Below are 26049 nucleotides of genomic sequence, written 5' to 3'. Positions count from 1 at the left end.
CTCGCTTTCAGTTTATGCTTCTGCTGCTTTGTTCTGTACCGGTGCGGTTTGCAGGGCGCGTGCTTTTTCGGCTTCGTCTTCTACCGGGATATCTTCAAACCCTAACAGCAGGGTCAGCACGAACGACAGCACCACCGCCAGACCCATCACACCAAACACCCAGACGATGGTCATCGGGTTGGCCGGGTCGAAGAACTGCACGCTGGTGAACAGCCCCGGCGCCGCCATGGAGTGGCTGGCGAGACCGGCCATGCCGGCCACCGCGCCGCAGATAAAGCCGCTGATCAGGCTCGCAATCAGCGGACGCTTCAGGCGTACCGCCACGCCGTACAGCGCCGGTTCAGAGATCCCCGCCATGATGGCGGAGGCCGCCGCCGCCAGCGCCGTCTGGCGCAGCTCCGGGTTTTTCGTTTTCCACGCCACCGCCAGCGACGAACCGCCGAGCGACAGGTTGGCGCCGATTTCCGACGGCATCACCATCCCTTCTTTGCCCGTTTCGGCAATGGTCTGGATGATGGTCGGCGTAAACACGCGGTGCATCCCGGTCATCACCAGCAGCGGCCACAGCGCGCCCATAATGGCAACGGAGAGCCAGCCCAGATAGCCGTGAATGGTGTAGACCAGCGCGGAGATGGCGCTACCGATCCAGATCCCGAGCGGGCCAATCAGTACGATGGCGAGCGGGGCGGCAATCAGCACGATCAGCATCGGCTTGAGGAAGTTTTTGGTCACCGCCGGGGTGATGCGATCCACCCAGCGTTCGATATACGACAGGCACCAGGTCATCACCAGGGCCGGGATAACGGTATAGGTGTATTTCACCGCCGTCACCGGAATTAAGGCAAATTCTACATGCTCGCCCTGCGCCGCTTTCGCCATCAGCTCGATAAAGCTCGGGTGAACCAGTACGCCCGCAATGGCTATCGCCAGGGACATGTTGGTTTTGAACTTCACCGCTGCGGAAGCCGCCACCATCAGCGGCAGGAAGAAGAACGCGCCATCGCCGATAACGGTCAGGATCGTCAGCGTCGGGTCACCTTTGCCCAGCACGCCGGTCATCTCAAGGATCATCGCCAGCAGCTTGACCATCGACCCGCCGATGATCGCCGGGATCAGCGGAGACATGGTGCCGATCAGCGCGTCGAGGATCCCGGCGCCAATCCGGCGCAGCGTAAGCTTCTGTGGACCTTCCGCTACGGCAGGTTGCAGGTTGGCGGGCAGCAGGCTCACCACTTCACGGTATGCCTGGGACACGGTGTTGCCGATGATCACCTGGCACTGATTGTCGTTGCGCACCACGCCGAGCACGCCGCTGATGCTTTTCAGACGCGCGGCGTCGGTAAGGCTTTCGTCTTTCAGAACGAAGCGCAGGCGCGTCATGCAGTGGGTGACGGCGACGATGTTCTCTTTACCGCCCAGCGCGCTAACCACGTCATTTGCCAGCGCAGCGTAATTTTTTGCCATCGGATGTGATCCTGTTATCGTTGTGAGAAGTGTAGGAAACCGGTTTCACATAATCATCATGAGTTTCTTTTAATGAAACAAGACCACTTTTTATGCATTTTTTCGTTTCGTGATGACGATCACTCGTGGCCGTAAAAAGCGTGATAACGCCGCTGCGACAATTTTTCTGCGGTGAAGTACACTGCGGCTCATCAGATTTGAATGGAATAACACTATGACCACGATGCTGGAAGTGGCGAAGCGGGCAGGCGTGTCGAAAGCGACGGTCTCCCGGGTGCTGTCGGGGAACGGTTACGTCAGCCAGGAGACGAAAGACCGCGTGTTTCAGGCCATCGAAGAGAGCGGGTATCGCCCCAATCTGCTGGCGCGAAACCTGGCGACCAAACGCACCCAGACCCTGGGGCTGGTGGTGACAAACACCCTGTACCATGGGGTCTACTTTAGCGAGCTGCTGTTTAACGCCGCGCGGATGACGGAAGAGAAGGGGCGTCAGCTGATCCTGGCGGACGGCAAGCACAGCGCCGAAGAGGAGCGCGAGGCGATCCAGTACCTGCTCGACATGCGCTGCGACGCGGTAATCATCTACCCGCGTTTCCTGAGCGTGGAAGCGCTGGACGAAATTATTGAGAAATGCGAGCAGCCGATTATGGTGCTCAACCGCCGTTTGCGGAAAAACAGCAGCCACAGCGTCTGGTCCGATCATAAAGCGTCGTGTCAGGACGCAGTATCGCAGCTGATTGAGAAAGGCCACCGGGAGATTGCGTTTATCACCGGTTCGCTGGATTCCCCCACCGGCGTGGAGCGTCTTTCCGGCTACAAGGACGCGCTGGCGCAGCACGGCATTGCCCTGCGTGACGCGCTGATCGCCGAAGGGAAGTGGAGCCCGGCCAGCGGCGCGGCGGCGGTCTCTCAGCTGCTCACCCGCGGCGAGACGTTTACCGCCCTGGTGGCGAGTAACGACGATATGGCGATTGGCGCCATCAGGCAGTTGCACGAGAGCGGCGTCGCCACGCCGGGCGCGGTGTCCGTCATCGGCTTTGACGACGTGGCAATCGCGCCCTATATCGTGCCGTCCCTCTCCAGCGTGCGTATTCCGGTAACGGAGATGATCCAGGAGACCATCAGCCGCCTGATCTTCATGCTCGACGGCGGTGAGTTTAAGCCTCAGCAAACTTTTTCCGGCGAGCTTATCCTGCGCGGCTCCGTCATTGACGGCCCGCATCGCTGACGTCGACATCTGTCATCGTCACAAATGACGATGACAGATCCTCTTCTTTTTTATTTCTCTTTAAAATCAATGTATTAAATATTGGCACGGTTTATGAATAGCTTCGCGCATAACAGTTATGCCGGAGAAGCAGATGAACCGTTTTATTATGGCCGATGCCAGCAAATGCATTGGTTGCCGTACCTGTGAAGTGGCGTGCGTGGTGTCCCATCAGGCGGAGCAGGATTGCGCCTCCCTGACCCCCGACACCTTCCTGCCGCGCATCCACGTCATTAAAGGCGTGAATATTTCCACCGCCGCTATCTGTCGCCAGTGCGAAGACGCGCCGTGCGCCAACGTCTGTCCGAACGGGGCGATTAAGCGCGAGAAAGGCTTCGTGCATGTGATGCAGGAGCGCTGCATCGGGTGCAAAACCTGTGTGGTGGCGTGTCCGTATGGCGCGATGGAGGTGGTCGTTCGCCCGGTGGTGCGCAACAGCGGTATCGGGCTGAGCGTGCGCGCGGAGAAAGCCGAAGCCAATAAATGTGACCTCTGCTACCACCGCGACGCCGGTCCGGCGTGTATGGAAGCCTGTCCGACGCATGCGCTGGTCTGCGTCGATCGCGATAAGCTCGAACAGATGAGTGCCGAAAAACGCCGCCGTGCGGCGTTCGACACCTCGTCATCGCTGCTGTTTTAAGCTGCAATGCGCGTTAACGGCGTACAGTTTCGGGTGCGCGGCAAGGTGCAGGGGGTAGGATTTCGTCCCTTCGTCTGGCAGCTTGCACACCAGCTGGGGCTGGCGGGCGACGTGTGCAACGACGGAGAGGGTGTCCTGGTGCGTCTCGCGGGTAGTGGGGGTGACTTTACCGCGAGACTGCGCCAGGACTGCCCACCGCTGGCGCGCATCGATCGCGTTGAAACGCAGCCGTACAGCTGGAATACGCTGCCGGACGAGTTTGTCATCCGCCACAGCGAGAGCGGGGCGATGGACACGCAAATCGTCCCGGATGCCGCCACCTGTCCCGCATGCCTGGCGGAGATGCGCGATCCGCGCGAGCGCCGTTATCGCTACCCGTTTATCAACTGCACCCACTGCGGGCCGCGGTTTACCATTATCCGCGCCATGCCCTATGACCGCCCGGCCACGTCAATGGCGCCTTTCCCGCTCTGTGTGCCCTGTGAAACGGAGTACCGCAACCCGGCTGACCGGCGTTTTCACGCCCAGCCGGTGGCCTGCCCGGACTGCGGGCCGCAGCTGGAGTGGCAAGCCGGGGATGCTGCCACCACCCGCGAATCGGCGTTAAGCGCGGCGGTGGAGAGATTGAAAAACGGCGGGATTGTGGCGGTCAAAGGGCTGGGCGGATTTCACCTGGTCTGCGACGCGCTTAACCCACAGGCGATTCGGAAATTGCGGGCACGCAAGCAGCGCCCGACCAAGCCGCTGGCAGTGATGATCCCGCATGCGAACGATCTGCCGGAGGCCATCCAGACGCTGTTACGTTCACCCGCTGCGCCGATTGTGCTGACGCCAAAAGCCTGCCTTCCTGCGTTTCCTGAGGAGATTTCGCCGGGGCTGAATACAATTGGCGTGATGTTGCCTGCGAACCCGCTCCAGCATTTGCTGATGTTGGACTGCCAGCGCCCGCTGGTGATGACCTCCGGCAACCTCAGCGGCCATCCACCCGCCATAAGCAACCAGCAGGCGCTGGAAGAACTCAGTGACGTCGCTGACGGCTTCCTGCTGCACGACCGCGACATCCTGCAACGGATGGATGATTCAGTAATGGACCGGGAGGGCACGATGCTGCGTCGCGCACGCGGTTTTGTGCCGGATGCCATCACATTGCCCGCCGGATTCCGCGACATCCCGCCCATGTTATGCACCGGCGCGGAGATGAAAAATACCTTCTGCCTGGTACGTGGCAACCAGGCGGTGCTGAGCCAGCATTTTGGCGATCTGAGCGACGAGGGCGTAGAGGCGCAGTGGCGCAGTGCGCTCTCGACGATGCAGGACATCTACGCCTTCCAGCCAGAGCGCGTGGTGTGCGATGCCCATCCGGGATATCACGCCCGACAGTGGGCCCGGGCGCAGACGCTGCCCGTTGAGACCGTGCTGCATCATCATGCGCATGCAGCAGCGTGTCTGGCGGAGAATGGCTGGCCGCTCGACGGCGGGGATGTTATTGCCCTGACGCTGGACGGGATCGGCATGGGCGAGAACGGCGCGCTGTGGGGCGGCGAGTGCCTGCGGGTGAACTATCGCGACTGCGAACGGCTGGGCGGTCTGCCAGCCGTTGCGCTGCCGGGGGGCGATCTGGCGGCAAAACAGCCGTGGCGCAATTTGCTCGCCCACTGTCTGGCGTTCGTACCTGACTGGCAGCAGTACCCGGAAACAGAGGCGGTACAGCGTCAAAACTGGCCGCTGCTGGCAACGGCGGTGTCGCGCGGTATCAATGCGCCGAGGGCCTCCTCCTGTGGTCGTCTGTTCGACGCCGTGGCCTGTGCGCTGGGCATTGAAACGCAACGCTATGAGGGCGAAGCCGCGTGCCGGCTGGAGGCGCTGGCCGAACGCTGTGCAGGGGTTGATCATCCGGTGACGCTCAAGACGGATAACCTTGCGCTGTTCTGGCAGCAGTGGCTGGCCTGGCGGGCGGAGCCCGGCGAGCGCGCCTGGGCCTTTCACGATGCGCTGGCAAAAGGGCTGAGCGAACTGGCGGCAACGCATGCCCGCCGACGGTCGCTCTCTACGGTGTGCTTCAGCGGAGGTGTCCTTCACAACCGCCTGCTACGCGCGCGCTTTCGTCATTACCTTTCTGATTTCACGCTTCTTTTTCCTTCGCGCCTGCCCGCAGGCGACGGAGCGATCTCCTTCGGGCAGGCGGTGGTTGCTGCCGCCCGATCATGTTCACAAAGGATTTAAAATGTTACGACTTTTACGCAATGAACCTCGTGCAGCGTGCCTGCTGCTGGCTCTGGTGATGGCTAACCTGCTGGCCTGGGGGCTGGCGTGGCACACCTTTAGCGGCAGTACGGCGCTGATGGCGGCCAGCCTGCTGGCCTGGTGTTACGGACTGCGTCATGCGGTGGATGCCGACCATATCGCCGCGATTGATACCGTGACGCGTAAGATGATGCAGCAGGGTAAGCGCCCGTCCGGCGTGGGCGCATGGTTTTCCCTCGGACACTCCACCATCGTGGTGCTGGCCTCCATTGCCATCGCCGCCACCGCCACGGCGTTTCAGAAAAATATGGAATGGTTCCACGAAACCGGCAGCCTGATTGGCACCGCCGTCTCCGCCACCTTCCTGCTGGCGATGGCGCTGGTGAATATGGTGATCCTGCGCGGCGTCTGGCGCAGTTTTCAGGCACTGAAACACGGCAGGCCCGTGCAGGGCGACATCACGCTGCCTGCCCAGGGTGGCATCATGAACTGGCTGTTCGGCAAAACCTTCCGCCTCGTCAACAGGAGCTGGCAGATGTATCTGGTGGGCTTCCTGTTTGGCCTCGGCTTTGACACTGCCACCGAAATCGGCGTGCTGGGGATCTCCGCCGCCAGCGCCTCCAGCGGGATGTCGGTGTGGTCGATCATGATCTTCCCGGCGCTCTTCGCCAGCGGCATGGCGCTGGTGGATACGCTCGATAACCTGCTTATGGTGGGTGCCTACGGCTGGGCATTCAACAAGCCGCAGCGCAAGCTGTACTACAACATGACCATCACCGGCACTTCGGTGGTGGTGGCGCTGTTTATCGGCGGGCTGGAAGCGCTGGGTCTGCTGATGGACAAGTTCGCCCTCAGCGGCGGCGTGTGGGATCTGATTGGTGCGGTGAACGATAACCTGGGCGACGCCGGGTTTGTGGTGGTCGGGCTGTTTGTCGCCTGCTGGCTGATCTCAATGGCGAACTACCGCTGGCGCGGTTATGACGCGCTGGTGGTGCGGTCCTGAACCACGCAGCCCTGTTTTTGCCCGGCGGCGCTACGCTTGCGCGGGCCTACAAGGTTTACCGTTATGGTGTTAAGTAGGCCGGGTAAGCGGAGCGCCACCCGGCATGACGAGGGTTAAGCAGGTAACGATTTCAACAGCGCGAAGGCCTCCTTCATTCTGTCTTCGCTGACGACAAAGGCGCGCATCTGTCCGTCAGTATCGGTGCCGCGCGCCACCATGCCCTGAGGCGAAAGGACAATCTCCCAGTTCAGATCCTGACGCTGCGTTTCACCTGCGAGATGCAGCGGTAGTTCCGGCGTTTTTACCTTCACCAGCATGGCGGGTAATCTCACCGGGGCGTTGCCGCCGAGCAGGTTTTTCGCCAGGAACATGGCGCTCAACTGAATCGGTTGCAGGAACGGCAGCACCTGGCCGTTAATTTCCGCGCAGTCGCCCAGGGCATAAATGTCCGGCTGGGTGGTTTGCAGGTAGCTGTCTACCTTCACGCCGCGATTGATCTCTGCGCCTGCGCGGTGCGCCAGCGCGGTTTCCGGGCGCAGCCCCGTCGCCGCAATAACCACATCCACTTCCACCCTGCGGGTGCGGTCGAGCGTCGCACAAATGCCGGTTTCGGTTTTGCTCAGGCTCTGCAACTGCGATTTCAGCAGCAGATGCACGCCCATGTCGGTCAGACGATGCTGTAAGCGACTGCTTACTTCTGCCGGCATCAGCGCTGACAGAATGCTGGCCGCGTGGTCAACCAGGGTGACGGATTTTCCCGCCCGGCAGAAGTCCATCGCCAGCTCGGTGCCAATCAGCCCGCCGCCGACAATCATCACCCGCATGGCGTCGCGTAACAGGGTCTCGCTGGCCTGATACTCCTGCTGACTGTTGAGCGTGACCATCAACTCGCGGCCCTCAACCGGCGGCACAAACGCAGATGCCCCCGTCGCCAGCACCAGCTTGTCGTACTGCCAGGTTTTATCTTTCGCGTTCACCACGTGGGCGTCGGCGTCGATATCGGTGACCCAGGTGTACGGAAACAGACGCAGATTAAATTGTTCTGCAAACTCCCCCGCCGTCTGGCGGGTGAGATCGTCGGCGCGCTGATTTTGGCTAATGACGTGGCTTAAATCAGGCTTGTTGTACTCATCCATGCTGTCGGCGGCGATCACCGTCAACGGCACGTTAGCATCCTGTTTGCGGATATTTTTCACCAGCTGGCGGGCGGCAAAGCCCGAGCCGATAATGACGATGCCGTGGCTCATTTTGCCTCCGTTGCCAGTTCATCAAAGACGTCTTTTCCGAGGGAACATTCCGGGCAGAGGAAGTTGTCCGGCACCTCGCTCCACGGTGTACCCGGCGCGACATCCTGCAACGGCTCGCCCAGCTCGGGATCGTAAATCCACTGGCAGACGCTGCACTGCATGCAGGGGCCGAGGTCGGCAGCGGCAGGAGCGGCTTCTGCTACGGCTTCCGGCGCAGCAGCCGCGGCGGGTGCGGTTTCCGGCAGCGGCGCAAGCGCCCACTGGCGGGCAATGTCGCGACCGTGCTGGCGACAGATTTCCAGCGCGTCGAGATCCGGACGCCATTTCGCCTTCAGGCTCAGGGACATCTCAAAACCGGCATCCTGTAAACGGGTGGAGAGACGGTCTACCGCGCCGCCGCTCCAGCCGTGTGAACCAAAGGCGCTGGCGCGTTTGTTACGGAAGCGCAGGCCGGTCATCTCTTCCACCAGTCCGGCAATTTTCGGCATCATCACGTTATTCATGGTGGAGGTACCCACCAGCACGCCTTTGGAGCGGAAGACGTTGGTCAATACCTCATTCTTATCGCTGCGCGCCACGTTGAAGATTTTCACTGCCACGTTCGGGTCCACTTCGTTGATGCCCTGGGCAATGGCGTCCGCCATCATGCGGGTGTTGTTGGACATGGTGTCGTAGAAGATGGTGATGCGGTCTTCCTGATAGTCCGCCGCCCACTTCAGGTACAGCTCGACGATCTGGGTTGGATTTTCACGCCATACCACGCCGTGGGAGGTGGCAATCATATCCACCGGCAGGTTGAAGCCGAGGATCTCGGTGATTTTTGGCGTGACCAGACGGCTGAACGGCGTCAGGATGTTGGCGTAATAGCGCTGGCACTGTTCGAACAGCTCGGTCTGATCCACTTCGTCGTTGAACAGACGTTCGTCGCAGTAGTGCTGGCCGAAGGCGTCGTTGCTGAACAGCACCGCGTCACCGGTCATGTAGGTCATCATGCTGTCCGGCCAGTGCAGCATTGGGGTTTCCACGAAGATCAGCTGTTTGCCGTTGCCGATATCCAGCGTGTCGCCGGTTTTTACAGTGTGGAAGTTCCACTCTGGATGGTGGTGGTGGCCGTTGATGGAGTCAATGGCATTGGTGGTGCAGTAGATCGGGGTATCCGGAATGTGGGACATCAGCTCGGTCAGCGCCCCGGCGTGATCCTCTTCCGCGTGGTTGATGATGATGTAGTCGATGTCATTCAAATCGATTTCGCTGCGCAGGTTCTGCACGAACTCGCGGCTGAATTTGTGATCGACGGTATCGATCAGGACGTTTTTACCTTCGCGAATGAGGTAGCTGTTGTAGCTGCTGCCGCGCAGCGTTTTGTATTCCGTCCCGTGAAAATCACGTACTTCCCAGTCACGTTGACCCACCCAATGAATGTTATTTTTAACCAGAATAGACATAGCAACCTCAACTTAATACGGCGTTTTCAAATAAGATGACTGTCATATATCAAGTTGCGTACCAGTTTTTTAACTTATTGAAAATAATGTATTTGTGTTTTGATTCTCCCTAATGGGTAGTCATTTTGACTATCTTAAAAATTGTCAATATGACACTATGTGTTGTCAAAATGACAGTGAGGCAGAGATGAGCTTTTCCGTAGATGTGCTGGCGAAGATCGCCATAGAACTGCAAACTGGTATTGGTCATCAGGACCGCTTTCAACGGCTGATCTCCACGTTGCGCCACGTGCTGGATTGCGATGCCTCGGCGCTGCTGCGTTACGAAGGGCGGCAGTTTATTCCGCTGGCTATCGACGGTCTGGCGAAGGACGTACTCGGGCGGCGCTTTACCCTGGAGGGCCACCCGCGTCTGGAAACCATCGCCCGTGCGGGTGATGTGGTGCGTTTCCCGGCAGACAGCGATCTGCCCGATCCGTACGACGGCCTGATCCCCGGCCAGGAGAGCCTGAAGGTGCACGCCTGTATCGGCCTGCCGCTGTTTGCCGGGCAGAACCTGATTGGCGCGTTAACCCTCGACGGCATGTCGCCGGATCAGTTCGATACCTTCAGCGACGAAGAGCTACGGCTGATTGCCGCGCTGGCGGCCGGGGCGCTGAACAACGCCCTGCTGATAGAACAGCTGGAGAGCCAGAATATTCTTCCGGGTAGCCCGACGGCGTTTGAGCAGGTGGCGCACACCGAAATGATCGGACTTTCGCCGGGCATGGCGCAGCTTAAAAAAGAGATTGAGATTGTCGCCGCGTCTGATTTGAACGTGCTGATCTTCGGGGAGACCGGCACCGGTAAAGAGCTGGTGGCGAAAGCGATCCACGAAGCCTCGCCCCGTGCGGTGAACCCGCTGGTGTATCTCAACTGCGCGGCGCTGCCGGAAAGCGTGGCGGAAAGCGAGCTGTTCGGACACGTCAAAGGAGCCTTTACCGGGGCGATCAGCAACCGCAGCGGCAAGTTCGAAATGGCTGATAACGGCACGCTGTTCCTCGATGAAATTGGCGAACTCTCCCTTTCGCTCCAGGCCAAACTGCTGCGGGTGTTGCAGTATGGCGATATTCAACGCGTGGGTGACGATCGCAGCTTACGCGTGGATGTGCGCGTGCTGGCGGCGACGAACCGCGATCTGCGCGAAGAGGTGCTGGCGGGGAATTTCCGCGCCGATCTGTTCCACCGTCTGAGCGTGTTCCCGCTCACGGTGCCGCCGCTGCGCGAGCGGGGCGATGATGTGGTGCTGCTGGCGGGCTTTTTCTGCGAACAGTGTCGGCTCAAAATGGGGCTTTCCCGCGTGGTGCTAAGCCCCGGCGCGAGGACGCACCTGCTGAGCTACGGCTGGCCGGGTAACGTGCGTGAACTGGAACATGCGATTCACCGCGCGGTGGTGCTGGCGCGGGCTACGCGTTCGGGGGATGAAGTGGTTATCCATGCGCGCCATTTCGCGCTGCATGAGGAAACGACGCCGTCCGTGAAGCCAGTGATACCTGAGAGCGTGAACGAAAACCTGCGCGAGGCGACGGATGCGTTCCAGCGTCAGATGATCACCCGCGCCCTGGAGCAGAATAACCGCAGCTGGGCGGCATGCGCGCGGGCGCTGGAGATGGACGTCGCCAACCTTCACAGGCTGGCGAAACGTCTGGGGCTTAAGGGTTAAATAATCCCCGCCTGGTAGAAGTCTTGCAGGTTGATCGCGCCGCACAGCCTGCCGTGCTCGTCCACCACCGGCGCAGCGGTGATTTTGCGCTTCATCAGCACCTCTTTGGCTTCAATGGCGCGGCTGTCGGCATTCAGCGTCAGCCCGCCCCGGGTCATTGCTTCGGATACCCGCGCCTCCAGCTTGCCGCCGCCCACCAGCCAGCGGCGCAGGTCGCCGTCGGTGAAGACGCCCTTCACCTGACGGTCGTTGTCGCATACCGCAACCAGCCCCAGCCCGGTGCGGCTCAGCTCCAGCATGGCGTCCATCACGCTGGTGTCGAGTTTGACCTGAGGAATGGCATCGTCCGTGCGCATCAGGTGGTGAACCTTGTTGAGCAGACGTGCCCCAAGCGCGCCAGCAGGATGGGAACGGGCGAAATCTTCCTCATTAAAACCGCGCGCCTGCATCACCGCCATCGCCAGCGCGTCGCCCATCATCAGCGTGTTGACGGTGCTGGAGGTCGGTGCCAGGTGCATCGGGCAGGCTTCGCGCTCAACGGAAATATCCAGCGTTGCTTTCGCGGCCAGCGCCAGCGGCGAACGGGATTTGCCGGTCATCGCTAACAGGGCTACCGATTTTTCTTGCAGGCGAGGGATGATGAGATCCAGCTCTTTGGCTGAACCGGAGTAGGAGATAAACAGCATCACGTCGCGGCTTTCGATCATCCCCAGATCGCCGTGCAGCGCTTCGGCAGGATGCACGAAGAACGCCGGAGTGCCGGTGCTGGCAAGCGTCGCGGCAATCTTCTTGCCGATATGACCGGATTTACCGATACCCGCCACGATCACTTTGCCCTCGCAGTGGATAATGGTGTTGGCTGCACGAACAAAATCCTCACCCAGACGCTCCGGCAGGCGGCTGGCTTCCTGTAGCTCCAGCAGCAGAGTCTGGCGGCCTGCGTTTAACAGAAAATCACTCATTTTTCTCTCCGGTTACGATCACGTCGATGCCCTTCGCTTCCAGCGCTTTTTTAAATGCCGGATCGATACCTGCGTCGGTAATCAGCTTATCGACGCTTTCAAGGCTACAGACAATGTTGGGGCTTTTACGGCCAAACTTCGACGAGTCCGCCATCAAAATCACTTCCCGCGCGGCGTTGCACATCGCTTTGCTGACGCTGAACACCTCGTTGAAGGTGGTCACGCCCGCGTTGAGGTCGATGCCGTCCGTGCCCATAAACAATTTATCGAAGCTGAAGTGGTCGAAGGCATTCTCCGCCAGCTGCCCGTGAAACGACGCGGATTTTTTACGGAAGGTGCCACCGGGCATCAGGATGGTCTGCTCGCTGTCGAACTCTGACAGGGCATTGACGATGTGCAAGCTGTTGGTCATCACGGTGATGTTATTAAAGCGGCTGAGCAGCGGGATCATCTGTAGGACGGTACTGCCAGCGTCGAGGATGATGGAATCGCCGTCCTGGATAAATTTGACAGCAGCTTCGGCAATCAACGCTTTCTGGTGCGTATTAATCAGCGTCTTGTGATCGATAGGCGGGTCGGCTTCGTCTTTATTGAGCACCACGCCGCCGTAGGTACGAATGACGGCGCCGGAGTTTTCGAGCAACACCAGGTCCTTGCGTATTGTCGTGCCGGTGGTGTCAAAGTAGTGGGCCAGATCCTCTACCGAGCACTTTCCCTGCTTTTGCAGATGCTCAAGTATGGCCGCCTGCCGCTGACGTGGTTTCATAGGCGCTTCGTTCCTTACGTTGCGAAATGATAATTCCGCAAGTTTATAACTTTCACAACGAAATTATCCATGTTTCAGATTAAGCGCTAATGATAGTGCATTCTGACAGAGTGAATCATGGGGGAAGATCACATCAGGTTGTAATTCATGCAGCAAAATGCCGTTGATCGCCTGGATTTTCACCGGGCGGGCAAAGACGGTCGTGCCGCGCATGATGAGGGAATCGCAGACCTTATTGTTTTCATCCAGCGCAACAGCGACGACAACCCGCGGTTTGAAGCGTCCGCCGGAACGCCCGACGCCCACACGGCCTTTCTGGCACAGGGCGTCAAACGCGCGGTTAAACTGATGGATCTGCCAGCCGCCAAACGCCATCTGGCAGATCCAGGCGAGGGCGGCGAAGGTGATTAATGCGGTTACCATATCGGCTCCTTAATTGCCGGGTGGCGGCTGCGCCTTACCCGGCCTACGGGTGTTGTAGCCCCGGTAAGTGCAGCGCCACCGGGGATTAAACTCAGAACATCACCTGCCCACCGGTGACGTTAATCGACTGCCCGGTGCAGTACGAGGCTTTCGGGCTGGCGTAAAACAGCAGCATGTTCAGCACGTCCTGATAATCACATCCGCGCTTGAGCGGCACTTTGTCGATGTAGTACTGCTCCACTTCTTCAGCTTTGATGCCGAGCTTGGAGGCGTACTGCGGCAGCAGGGACTGGAACATCGGCGATTTCAACAGGTTACCCAGCATCAGCGAGTGAACGGTGATGCCGTATTCGGCCAGATCCAGCGCCAGAGACTGCGTCAGCCCCACGCCGCCAAACTTCGCCGCGCTGTAGCCGGAGTTGTGCTTGCTGCCCACTTTCCCGGATTTCGAGTTGATCTGAATGATGCGCCCCTGAATACCATCGCGGATCATCAGCCGGGAAAACTCACGGGCGCAGAGGAAATAGCCCACCAGATTCACCTGCAACGAGCGGTCAAAATCCCCCAGTTCGAAATCGCTGATAAAGGCCGCTTTCGCGATCCCCGCGCTGTAGACCAGCAGGTCGATACGCCCAAATATCTCATCTACGCCGCGGGCCAGCGCCATCACGCTCTGCTCGCTGGTGGCGTCGGCACCAAATCCGTACGCCATCCCTTCGCCAAACTCGGTGTTGATGGCGTCCGCCACGCGGGCGGCTTTTTCACTCTGAATGTCCACAACCGCCACGCGGTAACCCTCTGCGGCAAGCCCACGGCAGAGGAACTCGCCTAAGGTTTGTCCCCCACCAATGACAACGGCAACCTGACTCATGTGTTTCTCCTTAATTACGCAACAAATTTTAACGTACAGCCTGGTGTGACAGCCTGCGGAACCGGCCCCTCAACGTGAACCGTGCCGGGATACTCCGCCTGCGGCTGCCCGTCAAAACGCAGGGTGATATGCCCCAGCTCGCGCAGGTTTTGTTCAGCGACGTCGCCGACGGCGGTCACGGCATAGCGCACCTCGCCCAGCTCAAGCTGGCTCCCGGCCTTCAGCTCGCCGTTTAGCTCGCCGTGGCAGTGGATAAAGCAAAACTCTTCGATATCCGCAGGCGCCCCTTCGCGGAAGGTGATCAGCATCTGGTCGCTCAGCGCATCGGCCGCGCTCTGGCCGATGCGGGTAATGGTGGTCTGGTAAATCACGGTCATGGCAGGAACCTCTTATTGATAAATAAAGCCGGAGACAAACCAGGCAATCAGCACCGTTGGCGCGCCCGTCAGGAAGCGGCTCACCAGCACGGAGGGGACGCCCACGCGCACGGTGTCCTGACGTGCTTCGGCCAGCGACAGCCCGACGGGGATGAAGTCGCACGCCGCCTGAGCGTTAATGGCGAAAAGGGCTGGCAGAGCGAGGTGCGGGGGAATGTTGCCCAGACCAATCTGTACGCCAATCAGCACGCCGATGACCTGGGCAATCACCGCGCCCGGGCCGAGAAACGGCGACAGCAGCGGGAAGGAGCAGATCAGCGCCAGCGTCACCAGGCCGAGCGGGTGGCTGGCGAGCGGGGCGAGGCCGTGGGCAATCCAGTCGCCGAGGCCGGAGGCCATGATGATACCGATCAGCGCCGAGACGAACGCCATAAACGGCAGAATGGTTTTCAGCACCGTGTCGATGGTGTCGCGCCCGGACTGGAACAGCACCGCCACGGCGGACCCCATCCCCATCCCGACCTTCGCCAGCAGGCCATCGCTCTGCTCGGTGATTTTTTTGCTGGTGTCGTACTCGCGCGGGGCCGCTTTTTGCGGCGCGGATGTGCCATTCACCAGCGTGATGTTGTCCTCCTTCACCCCAGAGACATAAATATCCTCAAGGATGTACTGCGCCAGCGGGCCGGATTTCCCGGTGGAGTGAATATTTACCGTCGGAATCCGGCGCTTCGGATAGATGCCGCAGCGCAGCGTGCCGCCGCAGTCGATCACCGCCACGCCGATTTCCGCTTCCGGCGGTTCGCCTTCCTTGAAGCCGTCGACCGCTTCCCAGCCCGTCAGCTCGTACAGCCTGTCGACGATCGCCGGGCGCGTGCCCGCGGTGATGTACACAATCTTTTTGCCTTCGGTGGCGTCGAACTCCAGCGGGCCGCCCCAGCCCCCCGTGCCTTTCTCAATGCGGATCCGGTTCATGCTGTAGCTCCTGAAAGATGGACTTTCTGTTCAAGCTGGATGCCCATTTTTTTCTCAAAAATGGCGGTGGTGAGATCCGTCACCCAGCCGCGGAAGAAGTTGGTGACCAGACCGACCAGCAGGTAGCTCACCGCCAGCGGGCCGAGCGGCAGGCCAAGCGTGGTAAGGCCGCTGGCGATCCCGAGATAAACGAACAGCTCGCCGGGGTTGATGTGCGGGAACAGGCCGTTCATGGAATGGCAACTGTAGGAGGCGGCGGCGTAATAGCTCGGCTTGTACTTCTCTGGCATAAAGCGGCCGAGGCTTAAGGTCATCGGGTTGCAGAACACAAAGGTGCCGATGAAGGGCAGGATCAGGTAGCGGGACAGCGGGTTTCCGGCGCAGCGCTGGGCGAAGCGTTCAATACGCTGCTGGCCGATAAAGTTAATCAGCGCGTTCATGATCACCAGCAGGCTGATCAGCAGGGGCAGGATCCCGGTCACCATGCCGGTGAATACCTCGCCGCCTTTCTGAAAAAGCCCGATGAACCACTCGGCGCCGTGGGTGATGGTTTCTATCATTCTTCTCTCCTGTAGGGCGTTTGTTTTTGTCTGTTCGGGGCTAATAATAATCAAATTGAAAGCTTTTAAAGTGTTAATTAGATCTCACAATGAAAGAAAAATGGATTAATTTGAAAGGTAATTGGTGGGGCGAATGATTTTCGATGGAAAAAAGCGCGGATTTGCGTTGGGGAGGTGTGTACCGCTTCCTTGAGGTGTTGCGGATGCTTTACCATACTGGGTTCTTACCGAACTCGTTAAATGGATGCCACATGTTCAAGCGTCGTTATGCAGCGCTGTTACCTGCGCTTATTCTCCTGTCCGCCTGTAGTAGCAAACCCAGGACTGAAGCTGTTCAACAAACGGCGGGCGCGCCTTCCGGCGGGTTCCTGCTTGAGCCGCAGCACAATATGATGCAGATGGGCGGCGACTTCGCGAATAACCCTGCGGCCGAACAGTTCATCGATAAAATGGTGAGCAAGCACGGTTTTGATCGCCAGCAGCTGCATGCCATTTTGTCTCAGGCGAAGCGTCTGGACTACGTGCTGCGCCTGATGGACAGGCAGGCGCCGACGGCCCAGGTGCCGACCGGGCCAAACGGGGCGTGGCTGCGCTATCGCAAACAGTTTATTACCCCGGACAACGTGCAAAATGGCGTGGTGTTCTGGAATCAGTATGAAGACGCCCTGAACCGCGCGTGGCAGGTCTATGGCGTGCCGCCGGAGATCATCGTCGGTATTATTGGGGTCGAGACTCGCTGGGGACGCATTATGGGTAAAACCCGCATCCTCGATGCGCTGGCGACGCTCTCCTTCAACTACCCGCGCCGCGCCGAGTATTTCTCCTCTGAACTGGAAACCTTCCTGCTGATGGCGCGAGACGAACAGGACGATCCGTTAGATCTGAAAGGGTCATTCGCCGGTGCGATGGGCTACGGCCAGTTTATGCCGTCCTCCTATAAGCAGTACGCGGTAGATTTTAACGGGGATGGTCACATCAACCTGTGGGATCCCGAAGACGCCATTGGCAGCGTGGCCAACTACTTCAAAGCGCACGGCTGGACGCCGGGCGGCCAGGTGGCGGTACAGGCGAACGGCGAAGCGTTTGGTCTGGAAAACGGATTTAAAACCAAATACAGCGTGGCGCAGCTGGCAGCGGCAGGCTTAACGCCGTCTCAGCCGCTGGGCAATGTTGACCAGGTGAGCCTGCTGCGCCTGGATGTCGGAACCGGTTATCAGTACTGGTTCGGGCTGCCGAACTTCTACACCATTACCCGCTACAACCACAGCACGCACTATGCGATGGCGGTGTGGCAGCTGGGGCTGGCGGTGTCTCAGGCGCGTGTGCCGGCAGCGTCACCGTTTAGCCAGTAAGTCCCCTTATGCCTCCCTCTCCCTGTGGGAGAGGGCTGGGGTGAGGGCACCCGCCCGCACCTGTTTCCCGCAGAAACATTTCGCCACATTCCCATTTCACTCCCGCCGTTTACATCTTAATCGTCTTTCATTATTGTTATGTTATAACATAATTTTGAATTGAGATGCCCATGTCCCTGTTTTCTCTCTCATCCCCGGTTCGGCTGCTGCTGGCGCTGGTGCTCATTCTGTTTCTCGGCCTGGCCGTGCGCTGGGCGGTGGCGTTGCCATGATCGTGATGAACGATCTGGTGGCGGGTTACGATCGCCAGCCCGTTACGCGCGCACTGTCCGGCGTGATTGAACGAGGGAGCATGACCGCCATCGTCGGGGCCAACGGCTGCGGCAAATCCACGCTGCTGAAAACGCTCGCTGGCTTTCTTCCGCCCGTCAGCGGTACGTTTCGCTGGCAGGGGAGACGTCCGGTGGTGGGCTGGCTGGCGCAGCGTCACGCGCTGGAGGCGCAATTTCCTCTGACCGTGCAGGACGTGGTGAGCATGGGCTGCTGGCCAGAAATCTCGCTATTTGCCGGTTTTCGTCGGGATACCCGCATGCGCATTGCCGGCGCGCTTGAGCGCGTGGGGCTGGCGTCCATGGCGTTATCCACCATCGATGAACTCTCCGGCGGGCAATTTCAGCGCATGCTGTTTGCCCGCGTTTTAGTGCAGCAGGCACCGCTGGTGATGCTGGACGAACCCTTCTCCGGCGTCGATGAAGCGACCTGCAACGTGCTGATGGATCTGATGCTGGAGATGTATATGCAGGGGCAGACCCTGCTGGCGGTACTGCACGACAGCGAACGCGTCTCGCGCCACTTCCCACAAACGCTGCGGCTGGATGCTGATACGCCGCACTGGAAAACCGAGCGGGTGAGGGTGGCATGATCTGGCATCTCTTCTTCCAGCCGTTTATTGAGTACGGCTTTATGCGGCGCGCGCTGGTGGTTTGCCTGGCGCTCTCCGTCAGTACCACTGCGCTGGGTGTATTCCTTCAGCTGCGTCGGATGAGCCTGATGGGGGACGCCCTTTCTCACGCCATTTTGCCGGGTGTCGCGGTGGGCTATCTGCTCAGCGGAATGTCGCTGCTGGCAATGACTGTCGGCGGGTTTATTGCCGGTATCGCCGTTGCGCTGGTGGCCGGGCTGGTCAGCCGCCGTACACCTCTTAAAGAGGATGCCAGCTTCGCGGGGTTTTACCTGGGTTCCCTGGCGCTGGGCGTCACGCTGGTGTCGCTGCGCGGTTCAAATGTCGATCTGCTTCATCTTCTGTTTGGCTCCATTCTCGCCGTGGATAGCGCGTCAGCCCTGTTCGTGACGGGCGTTTGCATGTTCACGCTCCTCACGCTGGCGATGTTTTATCGTGGGCTGGTCAGCGAAGCGTTCGATACCGCGTGGTTGCAGGTGAACGCGCGCTGGCTGCCCGGGATGTTACACGGTCTGTTTCTGGCGCTGCTGGTGCTCAACCTGGTGGCCGGTTTTCAGGTGCTCGGCACGTTGATGGCCGTCGGGCTGATGATGTTACCCGCCGTGGCGGCACGCTGCTGGGTGCGCACATTGCCAGGGTTACTTTTGATGGCGGGTATCAGCGGTATTTTTTGCGCGTGGCTGGGCTTAAGCCTTTCCTGGGCAGTGAGTCTGCCCGCCGGGCCATCCATTGTGCTGACCGCCAGCGCATTGTTCTTTATTTCCGTTTTATTTGGCACGCGCAGCAGGCTGGCGGATAGCCTGCGGGCGCTTTTTTAACGCAAGGGGAAACGATGAAACGTACAGGGTTAGCCGTGGCGCTCGCGCTCGGCATGATGACGCACGGCGTAATGGCGAAAACGCTTAATGTGGTGACCAGCTTTTCCATCCTGGGAGACATCACGCAGCAGGTTGGCGGCGATCGTGTGAAGGTGACGACGCTGGTGGGGCCGGACGGTGATCCCCATACTTTCGAACCCTCGCCCAAAGACAGCGCGGCGTTGAGTAAAGCTGACGTGGTGGTGGTCAATGGGCTGGGGCTGGAGGGCTGGCTCGATCGTCTGGTGAAAGCCTCCGGATTCAAAGGCCAGCTGGTGGTTGCTTCGGACGGCGTGAAAACGCACACGCTGGAAGAGGACGGTAAAACCGTGACCGATCCGCACGCGTGGAACAGCGCGGCGAACGGCGCGCTGTATGCGCAAAATATTCTCTCTGGGCTGGTGAAGGCCGATCCTGAAGATACGGCGGCGCTTGAAGCTACCGGTAAACCCTATATTGCGCAGCTCTCTCAGCTGGACGGTTGGGCTAAAAAGCGTTTCAGCGACATCCCACAGGCGAAGCGCAAAGTGCTGACCAGCCACGACGCCTTCGGCTATTTCAGCCGCGCCTACGGCGTGACGTTTATGGCGCCGCAGGGGCTGACGTCTGAGAGTGAAGCCAGCGCGGCGCAGGTAGTGGAGATCATCAATCAGATTAAAGCTGACGGTGTGAAAACCTGGTTTATGGAAAACCAGCTTGATCCGCGCCTGGTGAAGCAGATCGCGACCGCCACGGGCGCCCAGCCGGGCGGTGAACTTTACCCGGAAGCGCTGTCCGCGAAGGGCGGCGTGGCGGACACCTACGTCAAGGCGTTTCGCCACAATGTGGATACCCTCGCTAACAGCATGAAATAAGCGTCTCTCTGGCCGATGCGCCCGCATCGGCTTTTTTCTGAAGCCCCCTCGTAAAACCCGACGCGCATCCCCATATTTGATGAGAAAGTGCTATCTTGTGCTGCATGTTTTTCTAAGGCCTGGAGCGAGAATGACTGACCATGAATTGATGCAGCTAAGCGAAGTGGTGGGGCTGGCGCTGAAACAGCGCGGCGCGACTCTTACGACCGCAGAATCCTGCACCGGCGGCTGGGTGGCGAAAGCCATTACCGATATTGCTGGCAGTTCCGCCTGGTTTGAACGCGGCTTTGTGACCTACAGTAACGAGGCTAAAGCGCAGATGATTGGCGTGCGTGAAGCCACGCTTGAGCAGCATGGCGCGGTCAGCGAGCCGGTGGTGATCGAAATGGCGATTGGCGCGCTGAAAGAGGCGCGCGCAGATTACGCTATCTCCATCAGCGGTATCGCGGGGCCGGACGGCGGCAGCGACGTGAAGCCTGTCGGCACCGTCTGGTTTGGCTTTGCCACCTCAAAAGGTGAAGGGATCACCCGCCGGGAATGCTTCAGCGGCGATCGCGAAAGCGTGCGTCGTCAGGCAACGGAATACGCGTTAAAAACGCTCTGGCAACAATTTCTACAAAATACTTGATACTGTATGACTATACAGTATAATTGCCTCAACAGAACAGAAGTCCATGGTGAAGCGCAGTTGCTTCTCCCGGCATGACAGGAGTAATAATGGCTATCGACGAAAACAAACAGAAAGCGTTGGCGGCAGCACTGGGCCAGATCGAAAAGCAATTCGGTAAAGGCTCCATCATGCGCCTGGGTGAAGACCGTTCCATGGATGTGGAAACTATCTCCACTGGTTCGCTTTCTCTTGATATCGCACTGGGCGCTGGCGGTTTGCCGATGGGCCGTATCGTAGAAATCTACGGTCCGGAATCCTCGGGTAAAACCACCCTGACGTTGCAGGTTGTTGCGGCGGCACAGCGCGAAGGTAAAACCTGTGCGTTTATCGATGCCGAGCACGCGCTGGACCCGGTCTATGCCCGTAAACTGGGCGTTGATATCGACAACCTGCTGTGCTCACAGCCGGACACCGGCGAGCAGGCCCTGGAAATTTGTGACGCGCTGGCGCGCTCAGGTGCGGTTGACGTGATCATCGTCGACTCCGTTGCGGCGCTGACGCCAAAAGCGGAAATTGAAGGTGAAATCGGTGACTCTCACATGGGCCTCGCGGCACGTATGATGAGCCAGGCGATGCGTAAGCTGGCGGGTAACCTGAAGCAGTCCAATACGCTGCTGATCTTTATCAACCAGATCCGTATGAAAATTGGTGTAATGTTCGGTAACCCGGAAACCACCACCGGCGGTAACGCTCTGAAATTCTACGCTTCTGTCCGTCTGGATATCCGCCGTATCGGCGCGGTGAAAGAGGGGGATAACGTCGTCGGTAGCGAAACCCGCGTGAAGGTTGTGAAGAACAAAATCGCAGCACCGTTCAAACAGGCTGAATTCCAGATCCTCTACGGCGAAGGTATCAACTTCCTCGGCGAGCTGGTTGACCTGGGCGTGAAAGAGAAGCTGATTGAAAAAGCGGGCGCATGGTACAGCTACAACGGTGACAAGATTGGTCAGGGTAAAGCGAATGCTATCTCCTGGCTGAAAGAGAACCCGGCGGCGGCGAAAGAGATTGAGAAAAAGGTGCGTGAACTCCTGCTGAGCAACCAGGACTCTAAACCTGATTTCGTGGTCGACGGCGCGGATGCTGAAGAAACCAACGAAGATTTTTAATCCTCTCGGATAAAAATGAAGGGCTGCTGATGCGGCCCTTTTTGCATTTCTGAATCGACAGGTTTTTTATGAGTGAACCGACATCACGCCGACCAGCCTACTCACGCTTGCTGGATCGGGCCGTGCGTATTCTTGCCGTGCGTGACCATAGTGAACAGGAGCTGCGGCGGAAACTGTCAGCGCCCGTCATGAGCAAAAACGGTCCGGAAGACATTGATGCCACCGCGGAAGATTATGACCGCGTGGTTGCCTGGTGCTACGAGCATCACTATCTGGATGATGGCCGTTTTGCCGCTCGCTTTCTTGCCAGCCGTGGTCGTAAAGGCTATGGGCCAGCGCGTATCCGCCAGGAGCTGAACCAGAAAGGTGTAGCCCGTGAATCGATTGAAAAAGCAATGCGCGAAAGTGAAATCGACTGGTGCGAACTGGCGCGTGAGCAGGCGGTACGAAAGTACGGTGAGCCGCTGCCGCGTGAATTTTCAGAAAAAGTTAAAATCCAGCGCTTTTTGCTCTACCGCGGCTTCCTGATGGAAGATATTCAGGATATCTGGCGTAATTTTACCGATTGAACGCATGCGGGATTTTACTTCCCACTAAAGAAAACTTATCTTATTCCCACTTTTTCCAGTAGCTGGTCCGTCCAACTGTTTACAGATACAGATCTGCTGCGACATTTCGTTAGCTTGATTTCAGGATAATTATGAGCAAGAGCACCGCTGAGATCCGTCAGGCGTTTCTCGATTTTTTCCATAGTAAGGGACACCAGGTTGTTGCCAGCAGCTCCCTGGTACCGAACAATGACCCGACTCTGCTGTTTACCAACGCCGGGATGAACCAGTTCAAGGATGTGTTCCTTGGTCTCGACAAGCGTAATTATTCCCGCGCCACAACCTCACAGCGTTGCGTGCGTGCGGGCGGTAAACACAACGATCTGGAAAACGTCGGTTACACCGCGCGCCACCACACTTTCTTCGAAATGCTGGGTAACTTCAGCTTCGGCGACTACTTCAAACACGACGCCATTCAATATGCGTGGGAACTGCTGACCGGTGAAAACTGGTTTAATCTGCCGAAAGAGCGTCTGTGGGTGACCGTGTATGAGACCGATGACGAAGCGTTCGACATCTGGGAAAAAGAAGTGGGTATCCCTCGCGAACGTATCATCCGTATCGGTGACAACAAAGGCGCGCCTTACGCGTCTGATAACTTCTGGCAGATGGGTGACACCGGCCCTTGCGGTCCGTGCACCGAGATCTTCTACGATCATGGTGACCACATCTGGGGCGGCCCTCCGGGAAGCGCGGAAGAAGATGGCGATCGCTACATTGAGATCTGGAACATCGTCTTCATGCAGTTCAACCGTCAGGCCGACGGCACCATGGAGCCGCTGCCAAAACCGTCCGTAGATACCGGTATGGGTCTTGAGCGTATCGCGGCCGTTCTGCAACACGTTAACTCCAACTATGAGATTGACCTGTTCAGCACCCTGATCAAAGCCGTTGCCGAAGTGACGGGCGCAACCGATCTGAACAACAAATCACTGCGCGTTATCGCAGACCATATTCGTTCCTGTGCGTTCCTGATTGCTGACGGCGTTATCCCGTCGAATGAAAACCGTGGCTATGTGCTGCGTCGTATCATTCGTCGTGCGATCCGTCATGGCAACATGCTGGGCGCGAAGGACACCTTCTTCTATAAACTCGTTGGTCCACTGATTGGCGTGATGGGTTCTGCCGGTGACGAGCTGAAACGCCAGCAGGCGCAGGTTGAACAGGTTCTGAAAACCGAAGAAGAGCAGTTTGCCCGTACGCTGGAGCGCGGACTGGCGCTGCTGGACGACGAGCTGGCGAAACTCAAGGGCGACACGCTGGATGGCGAAACCGCTTTCCGCCTGTACGACACCTACGGCTTCCCGGTTGACCTGACGGCGGACGTTTGCCGCGAGCGCAACATCAAAGTTGACGAAGCAGGCTTTGAAGCCGCAATGGAAGAGCAGCGTCGTCGTGCGCGTGAATCCAGCGGTTTTGGCGCGGACTACAACGCGATGATTCGCGTTGATAGCGCGTCTGAATTTAAAGGCTACGAAGAGCTGGCTCTGACCAGCAACGTGACCGCGCTGTTTGTTGACGGTAAAGCCGTAGACAGCATTAGCGCAGGTCAGGAAGCGGTTGTTATCCTGGATAAAACACCGTTCTATGCGGAATCCGGCGGCCAGGTTGGCGATAAAGGCGAACTGAAAGGCAATGGCTTCAGCTTCAGCGTAAGCGATACCCAGAAATACGGTCAGGCAATTGGTCACCAGGGCAAACTGGTTTCCGGTTCTCTGAAAGTGGGCGAGGGCGTTCAGGCCAACGTTGACGAAGCTCGCCGCGCGCGCATCCGTCTGAACCACTCGGCAACCCACCTGATGCACGCAGCCCTGCGCGAAGTGCTGGGTACGCACGTTGCACAGAAAGGTTCTCTGGTTAACGACAAAGTGCTGCGTTTCGACTTCTCGCATTTTGAAGCGATGAAGCCGTCTGAAATTCGTGCGGTGGAAGACCTGGTGAATGCCCAGATCCGCCGTAACCTGCCAATCGAAACCCACATCATGGATCTTGAGGCAGCGAAGAAGAAAGGTGCGATGGCGCTGTTTGGCGAGAAATATGACGACCGCGTTCGCGTGCTGAGCATGGGCGACTTCTCTACCGAACTGTGTGGCGGTACTCACGCATCCCGCACCGGTGACATCGGCTTGTTCCGCATCGTTTCCGAGTCGGGGACGGCGGCAGGCGTGCGTCGTATTGAGGCGGTGACCGGGGAAGGCGCGATTGCCAGCCTGCATGCGCAGAGCGACCAGCTGCACGAGATCGCGCAGCTGCTGAAAGGCGATAGTCAGAACCTGGGCGAAAAAGTGCGTGTCGCGCTGGATCGTACCCGTCAGTTGGAAAAAGAACTCCAGCAGCTGAAAGAACAGGCTGCGGCGCAGGAGAGCGCAAACCTCTCCAGCAAAGCGGTAGACATTAAGGGCGTCAAACTGCTGGTCAGCGATCTGGCGGGCGTTGAGCCTAAGATGCTGCGTACCATGGTCGACGATCTGAAGAACCAGCTTGGTTCGACGGTTATCGTGCTGGCAACGGTCGCAGAGGGTAAGGTTTCTCTGATTGCGGGCGTCTCTAAGGATGTGACGGATCGTGTCAAAGCAGGGGAACTGATTGGCATGGTCGCCCAGCAGGTGGGTGGCAAAGGTGGCGGTCGTCCGGACATGGCGCAAGCCGGTGGTACGGATGCGGCGGCACTTCCCGCGGCATTAGCCAGCGTTGAAAGCTGGGTAAGCGCGAAACTGTAATAACTACAAAGCACAAGCAGACGCCATAGCGGTAACGTTATGGCGTCTTGCTCACTGCGCTATCGATAACGATAAAGTCAGGTTGAGTTTGTGTATATCGGCTAAACTTACGTTTAACAGAATGTGATGCCGTGACTGCTTACACTTTACGTGTTTGTCATCGCTTACTTTTTGGCGTTATATGATGGATAATGCCGGGATACAAGAGACCCGACTCTTTTAATCTTTCAAGGAGCAAAGAATGCTGATTCTGACTCGTCGAGTTGGTGAGACCCTCATGATTGGGGATGAGGTCACCGTGACAGTTTTAGGGGTAAAGGGTAACCAGGTACGTATTGGTGTTAACGCTCCTAAAGAAGTATCTGTCCACCGTGAAGAGATCTACCAGCGTATCCAGGCTGAAAAATCCCAGCAGTCCAGTTACTGATATTGTCGCGTCTCGCTGTCGGGCGAGACGCAACCCTCCTGCTATTTTTCCTGCATAAAGTTACCGTTCTATTTCAAACGCTTCGTTTTTGACCACTCTCATAATCTTATCTCATCCAAAAGACGCGCTTCTCTCAACACAATTCTGTGAAGATGCCTGCAAAATCCGCTTATAAAACACTCTCTTTGCGGCTTTTACATGCGAATTGGGTGCGAATTGTGCAAACGAAAAAAGCATGTGGAAAATTGTTTGACTTATAAGTCCCAGAAAGTAATATATGCGCCACGCAGCGACGAGAAGCTCTTAACGAGTTGCTCGAAGCACTCGAAAGAGGCGTTGTGTGGTGAGGTGGCCGAGAGGCTGAAGGCGCTCCCCTGCTAAGGGAGTATGCGGTCAAAAGCTGCATCCGGGGTTCGAATCCCCGCCTCACCGCCATTTTGCATCCGTAGCTCAGCTGGATAGAGTACTCGGCTACGAACCGAGCGGTCGGAGGTTCGAATCCTCCCGGATGCACCATCTATTACTTCATATTGCTTTCGAAGTGATATGAA

24 protein-coding genes and 2 tRNA genes are annotated in these 26049 nt (G+C 58.3%); 16 read left to right on the top strand and 10 right to left on the bottom strand.

Annotation, left to right across the window (positions count from 1 at the left end; all coding sequences use genetic code 11):
- Positions 1-12: 12 nt before the first annotated feature.
- Positions 13-1464 carry a PTS cellobiose/arbutin/salicin transporter subunit IIBC gene (gene ascF, locus ACOTX2_RS13215; RefSeq protein ID WP_022649157.1) on the bottom strand — a complete coding sequence of 484 codons (1452 nt, stop codon included), beginning with the start codon at positions 1462-1464 and terminating at the stop codon, positions 13-15.
- Between the two features lie 214 nt (positions 1465-1678).
- Between ascF and ACOTX2_RS13210 the strand changes: the two genes are divergently transcribed.
- The 4 genes from ACOTX2_RS13210 (at position 1679) to ACOTX2_RS13195 (ending at position 6618) form a co-directional block, all read left to right on the top strand.
- Positions 1679-2692: a LacI family DNA-binding transcriptional regulator gene (locus tag ACOTX2_RS13210; RefSeq protein WP_063147460.1), complete on the top strand. Its 1014-nt coding sequence runs from the start codon at positions 1679-1681 to the stop codon at positions 2690-2692.
- Positions 2693-2825: 133 nt separating this feature from the next.
- Positions 2826-3371: an electron transport protein HydN gene (gene hydN, locus ACOTX2_RS13205; RefSeq protein ID WP_017382793.1), complete on the top strand. Its 546-nt coding sequence runs from the start codon at positions 2826-2828 to the stop codon at positions 3369-3371.
- Positions 3372-3377: 6 nt separating this feature from the next.
- A complete protein-coding gene (gene hypF, locus ACOTX2_RS13200) occupies positions 3378-5594 on the top strand; it encodes a carbamoyltransferase HypF (RefSeq protein ID WP_063147461.1) in 2217 nt (738 codons plus the stop codon).
- A gap of 1 nt (position 5595) precedes the next feature.
- Positions 5596-6618 (top strand): HoxN/HupN/NixA family nickel/cobalt transporter, encoded by a 1023-nt coding sequence (locus ACOTX2_RS13195; protein WP_063843668.1) that lies wholly within the window; start codon positions 5596-5598, stop codon positions 6616-6618.
- A gap of 113 nt (positions 6619-6731) precedes the next feature.
- Here ACOTX2_RS13195 and norW read toward each other — a convergent pair whose 3' ends face one another.
- Both norW and norV read right to left on the bottom strand, forming a co-directional pair.
- The gene (norW, locus tag ACOTX2_RS13190; RefSeq protein ID WP_063147463.1) at positions 6732-7865 is read right to left on the bottom strand and encodes an NADH:flavorubredoxin reductase NorW; all 1134 of its coding nucleotides are present in this window, start codon (positions 7863-7865) and stop codon (positions 6732-6734) included.
- On the bottom strand, positions 7862-9310 hold the full coding sequence (gene norV / locus ACOTX2_RS13185; RefSeq protein ID WP_022649152.1) for an anaerobic nitric oxide reductase flavorubredoxin: 1449 nt from the start codon (positions 9308-9310) through the stop codon (positions 7862-7864). The genes norW and norV overlap by 4 nt, the downstream gene beginning before the upstream one ends.
- Positions 9311-9497: 187 nt before the next feature.
- Between norV and norR the strand changes: the two genes are divergently transcribed.
- Entirely contained in the window at positions 9498-11012 is a 1515-nt protein-coding gene (gene norR / locus ACOTX2_RS13180) for a nitric oxide reductase transcriptional regulator NorR (protein ID WP_023298459.1), read from the top strand.
- Here norR and gutQ read toward each other — a convergent pair.
- From gutQ to srlA, 7 genes are all read right to left on the bottom strand, one after another.
- Positions 11009-11974, bottom strand: coding sequence for an arabinose-5-phosphate isomerase GutQ (gene gutQ / locus ACOTX2_RS13175; RefSeq protein ID WP_023298458.1), 966 nt, complete (start codon positions 11972-11974; stop codon positions 11009-11011). The genes norR and gutQ overlap by 4 nt on opposite strands.
- Positions 11967-12740, bottom strand: coding sequence for a glucitol operon DNA-binding transcriptional repressor SrlR (gene srlR / locus ACOTX2_RS13170; RefSeq protein WP_015571676.1), 774 nt, complete (start codon positions 12738-12740; stop codon positions 11967-11969). The genes gutQ and srlR overlap by 8 nt, the downstream gene beginning before the upstream one ends.
- Before the next feature lie 63 nt (positions 12741-12803).
- Positions 12804-13163, bottom strand: a complete 360-nt coding sequence (gene gutM, locus ACOTX2_RS13165) for a transcriptional regulator GutM (RefSeq protein WP_063137603.1) — start codon at positions 13161-13163, stop codon at positions 12804-12806.
- A gap of 91 nt (positions 13164-13254) precedes the next feature.
- Entirely contained in the window at positions 13255-14034 is a 780-nt protein-coding gene (gene srlD / locus ACOTX2_RS13160) for a sorbitol-6-phosphate dehydrogenase (RefSeq protein ID WP_023298456.1), read from the bottom strand.
- A 14-nt stretch (positions 14035-14048) separates the two neighbouring features.
- Complete coding sequence (gene srlB, locus ACOTX2_RS13155) at positions 14049-14411, bottom strand: PTS glucitol/sorbitol transporter subunit IIA (RefSeq protein WP_063147464.1); 363 nt, start codon at positions 14409-14411, stop codon at positions 14049-14051.
- A gap of 12 nt (positions 14412-14423) precedes the next feature.
- On the bottom strand, positions 14424-15383 hold the full coding sequence (gene srlE, locus ACOTX2_RS13150; protein WP_063147465.1) for a PTS glucitol/sorbitol transporter subunit IIB: 960 nt from the start codon (positions 15381-15383) through the stop codon (positions 14424-14426).
- The gene (gene srlA / locus ACOTX2_RS13145; RefSeq protein ID WP_003862164.1) at positions 15380-15943 is read right to left on the bottom strand and encodes a PTS glucitol/sorbitol transporter subunit IIC; all 564 of its coding nucleotides are present in this window, start codon (positions 15941-15943) and stop codon (positions 15380-15382) included. Before srlA ends, srlE begins: the two co-directional genes overlap by 4 nt.
- Before the next feature lie 251 nt (positions 15944-16194).
- Here srlA and mltB point away from each other — a divergent pair, with 251 nt between their 5' ends.
- The 11 genes from mltB to ACOTX2_RS13090 all read left to right on the top strand — a co-directional run bounded on the left by mltB (position 16195) and on the right by ACOTX2_RS13090 (position 26014).
- A complete protein-coding gene (gene mltB, locus ACOTX2_RS13140) occupies positions 16195-17295 on the top strand; it encodes a lytic murein transglycosylase B (protein WP_022649145.1) in 1101 nt (366 codons plus the stop codon).
- Positions 17296-17563: 268 nt separating this feature from the next.
- Positions 17564-18217, top strand: a complete 654-nt coding sequence (locus tag ACOTX2_RS13135) for a metal ABC transporter ATP-binding protein (RefSeq protein ID WP_063147466.1) — start codon at positions 17564-17566, stop codon at positions 18215-18217.
- Positions 18214-19074, top strand: a complete 861-nt coding sequence (locus ACOTX2_RS13130; RefSeq protein WP_045621628.1) for a metal ABC transporter permease — start codon at positions 18214-18216, stop codon at positions 19072-19074. The genes ACOTX2_RS13135 and ACOTX2_RS13130 overlap by 4 nt, the downstream gene beginning before the upstream one ends.
- Before the next feature lie 14 nt (positions 19075-19088).
- Positions 19089-19967 carry a metal ABC transporter substrate-binding protein gene (locus ACOTX2_RS13125; protein WP_063147467.1) on the top strand — a complete coding sequence of 293 codons (879 nt, stop codon included), beginning with the start codon at positions 19089-19091 and terminating at the stop codon, positions 19965-19967.
- Between the two features lie 130 nt (positions 19968-20097).
- The gene (gene pncC, locus ACOTX2_RS13120; RefSeq protein ID WP_003862172.1) at positions 20098-20595 is read left to right on the top strand and encodes a nicotinamide-nucleotide amidase; all 498 of its coding nucleotides are present in this window, start codon (positions 20098-20100) and stop codon (positions 20593-20595) included.
- 89 nt (positions 20596-20684) lie between these two features.
- Positions 20685-21743, top strand: coding sequence for a recombinase RecA (gene recA, locus ACOTX2_RS13115; protein ID WP_022649140.1), 1059 nt, complete (start codon positions 20685-20687; stop codon positions 21741-21743).
- 68 nt (positions 21744-21811) lie between these two features.
- Complete coding sequence (recX, locus tag ACOTX2_RS13110) at positions 21812-22312, top strand: recombination regulator RecX (protein ID WP_017382782.1); 501 nt, start codon at positions 21812-21814, stop codon at positions 22310-22312.
- Positions 22313-22443: 131 nt separating this feature from the next.
- Positions 22444-25071 carry an alanine--tRNA ligase gene (alaS, locus tag ACOTX2_RS13105; RefSeq protein ID WP_032676479.1) on the top strand — a complete coding sequence of 876 codons (2628 nt, stop codon included), beginning with the start codon at positions 22444-22446 and terminating at the stop codon, positions 25069-25071.
- Between the two features lie 241 nt (positions 25072-25312).
- The gene (csrA, locus tag ACOTX2_RS13100; RefSeq protein WP_000906486.1) at positions 25313-25498 is read left to right on the top strand and encodes a carbon storage regulator CsrA; all 186 of its coding nucleotides are present in this window, start codon (positions 25313-25315) and stop codon (positions 25496-25498) included.
- Positions 25499-25840: 342 nt separating this feature from the next.
- Positions 25841-25933, top strand: a tRNA-Ser gene (locus tag ACOTX2_RS13095).
- Positions 25934-25937: 4 nt separating this feature from the next.
- Positions 25938-26014, top strand: a tRNA-Arg gene (locus ACOTX2_RS13090).
- The last annotated feature ends 35 nt before the right edge of the window (positions 26015-26049 follow it).

The sequence above is a fragment of the Enterobacter cloacae complex sp. IR5412 genome (assembly GCF_049237385.1).
Taxonomy (GTDB): Bacteria; Pseudomonadota; Gammaproteobacteria; order Enterobacterales; family Enterobacteriaceae; genus Enterobacter; species Enterobacter intestinihominis.
Note: the sequence above shows the minus strand (reverse complement) of the source record. Positions and strands in the feature narration are given on the sequence as shown.

Excerpts from the sequence above, each read along its gene's own strand:
- ascF (WP_022649157.1), bottom strand. The coding sequence starts at position 1,464 with ATGGCAAAAAATTACGCTGCGCTGGCAAATGACGTGGTTAGCGCGCTG.
- ACOTX2_RS13210 (WP_063147460.1), top strand. The coding sequence starts at position 1,679 with ATGACCACGATGCTGGAAGTGGCGAAGCGGGCAGGCGTGTCGAAAGCG.
- hydN (WP_017382793.1), top strand. The coding sequence starts at position 2,826 with ATGAACCGTTTTATTATGGCCGATGCCAGCAAATGCATTGGTTGCCGT.
- hypF (WP_063147461.1), top strand. The coding sequence starts at position 3,378 with ATGCGCGTTAACGGCGTACAGTTTCGGGTGCGCGGCAAGGTGCAGGGG.
- ACOTX2_RS13195 (WP_063843668.1), top strand. The coding sequence starts at position 5,596 with ATGTTACGACTTTTACGCAATGAACCTCGTGCAGCGTGCCTGCTGCTG.
- norW (WP_063147463.1), bottom strand. The coding sequence starts at position 7,865 with ATGAGCCACGGCATCGTCATTATCGGCTCGGGCTTTGCCGCCCGCCAG.
- norV (WP_022649152.1), bottom strand. The coding sequence starts at position 9,310 with ATGTCTATTCTGGTTAAAAATAACATTCATTGGGTGGGTCAACGTGAC.
- norR (WP_023298459.1), top strand. The coding sequence starts at position 9,498 with ATGAGCTTTTCCGTAGATGTGCTGGCGAAGATCGCCATAGAACTGCAA.
- gutQ (WP_023298458.1), bottom strand. The coding sequence starts at position 11,974 with ATGAGTGATTTTCTGTTAAACGCAGGCCGCCAGACTCTGCTGCTGGAG.
- srlR (WP_015571676.1), bottom strand. The coding sequence starts at position 12,740 with ATGAAACCACGTCAGCGGCAGGCGGCCATACTTGAGCATCTGCAAAAG.
- gutM (WP_063137603.1), bottom strand. The coding sequence starts at position 13,163 with ATGGTAACCGCATTAATCACCTTCGCCGCCCTCGCCTGGATCTGCCAG.
- srlD (WP_023298456.1), bottom strand. The coding sequence starts at position 14,034 with ATGAGTCAGGTTGCCGTTGTCATTGGTGGGGGACAAACCTTAGGCGAG.
- srlB (WP_063147464.1), bottom strand. The coding sequence starts at position 14,411 with ATGACCGTGATTTACCAGACCACCATTACCCGCATCGGCCAGAGCGCG.
- srlE (WP_063147465.1), bottom strand. The coding sequence starts at position 15,383 with ATGAACCGGATCCGCATTGAGAAAGGCACGGGGGGCTGGGGCGGCCCG.
- srlA (WP_003862164.1), bottom strand. The coding sequence starts at position 15,943 with ATGATAGAAACCATCACCCACGGCGCCGAGTGGTTCATCGGGCTTTTT.
- mltB (WP_022649145.1), top strand. The coding sequence starts at position 16,195 with ATGTTCAAGCGTCGTTATGCAGCGCTGTTACCTGCGCTTATTCTCCTG.
- ACOTX2_RS13135 (WP_063147466.1), top strand. The coding sequence starts at position 17,564 with ATGATCGTGATGAACGATCTGGTGGCGGGTTACGATCGCCAGCCCGTT.
- ACOTX2_RS13130 (WP_045621628.1), top strand. The coding sequence starts at position 18,214 with ATGATCTGGCATCTCTTCTTCCAGCCGTTTATTGAGTACGGCTTTATG.
- ACOTX2_RS13125 (WP_063147467.1), top strand. The coding sequence starts at position 19,089 with ATGAAACGTACAGGGTTAGCCGTGGCGCTCGCGCTCGGCATGATGACG.
- pncC (WP_003862172.1), top strand. The coding sequence starts at position 20,098 with ATGACTGACCATGAATTGATGCAGCTAAGCGAAGTGGTGGGGCTGGCG.
- recA (WP_022649140.1), top strand. The coding sequence starts at position 20,685 with ATGGCTATCGACGAAAACAAACAGAAAGCGTTGGCGGCAGCACTGGGC.
- recX (WP_017382782.1), top strand. The coding sequence starts at position 21,812 with ATGAGTGAACCGACATCACGCCGACCAGCCTACTCACGCTTGCTGGAT.
- alaS (WP_032676479.1), top strand. The coding sequence starts at position 22,444 with ATGAGCAAGAGCACCGCTGAGATCCGTCAGGCGTTTCTCGATTTTTTC.
- csrA (WP_000906486.1), top strand. The coding sequence starts at position 25,313 with ATGCTGATTCTGACTCGTCGAGTTGGTGAGACCCTCATGATTGGGGAT.